The sequence below is a fragment of the Bacillus sp. JJ634 genome (genome assembly GCF_036962285.1).
GTDB classification, from domain to species: Bacteria; Bacillota; Bacilli; order Bacillales; family DSM-1321; genus Peribacillus; species Peribacillus asahii_A.
In genome coordinates this window covers 20,166-21,082 of the sequence record NZ_JBALMU010000085.1, presented here as the reverse complement: position 1 = coordinate 21,082, position 917 = coordinate 20,166, and the positions used below count along the sequence as shown (strand labels likewise).

Genomic DNA, 917 nt, shown 5'->3' with positions numbered 1-917 from the left:
TTCTACGCCTGTCATCTCCCTATTGTAAATGCCTTAAATAGACAAAAAATGGCCAAAATAAACCATATACGTTCATTATTGGCCACAGATAATACTAAAGCATTGTTTTTCGTGATATTTCTAGATGTTTTGAGATATTCAATAATTTATAAAAAGATTATATTAGTAGATTTAAAATGAAATCTAATCATTTGTAATGGAAATAGAACCGATACCGATCACCTGAAATCGAACTTTCGTTATGGTGTATGACGACATGTTGGATTTTATAAGCCATATCATTTCGTGGCAGCGTCGAAAATTTTGCTAAATGTTTAAAAGAGGGTCTTACGACCGAATTTGTCAGGTAGGCTGATTGAGTACTCCCTGGCATTCTCGCTTTATTTAGCGCTTGAATCATTTGTTCAGCAGTCCCTATTCCTACTCCATGTGCAAAATATGCACCATCTTCGAGAACAACCGCATTTTCCCCTCTCCACCAAGGGGTTTCTGGATGAAATTCCGGATTATTAAAATAAACAACATCTCCGGGTAAGAAATAATCCGTATTAATCGGTTGTATGCCCAGTTCAGGATCAGCATACCAGCTGTATAAATAGAGGCCTTGGAATATCTGATTAAATACATATTCGCCCAGACTGTTTAAAACGGCATGATAATAGATAATTACCTTTGCCGTGGCACATTCAAACGCATACAGCGAACTGTTGTTGTAAATGTCTTGAATCGCATCAGATGGCATTACACCAGGCCTCAGCTGGAATCCGCCGGCATTTGTCAAATACCAGTATTCGGGATTACAACGAGAATAGGAAAAGGGTTGGAACTGAGCATAACCTTGATTCATGGCTCTTGCACTTACTATGATGTTTTTGCGTAATTTGAGTTCAAACGATAATTCATCGAGAGACTGATAC

At 37.8% G+C, this 917-nt stretch carries 1 protein-coding gene; it reads right to left on the bottom strand.

What is annotated here, in order from left to right; genetic code table 11:
- Positions 1–187: 187 nt before the first annotated feature.
- Positions 188–917, bottom strand: a 730-nt coding sequence (locus V7068_RS13570) for a protein-glutamine gamma-glutamyltransferase (protein WP_499713229.1), incomplete at its 5' end; no start/stop codon positions are given.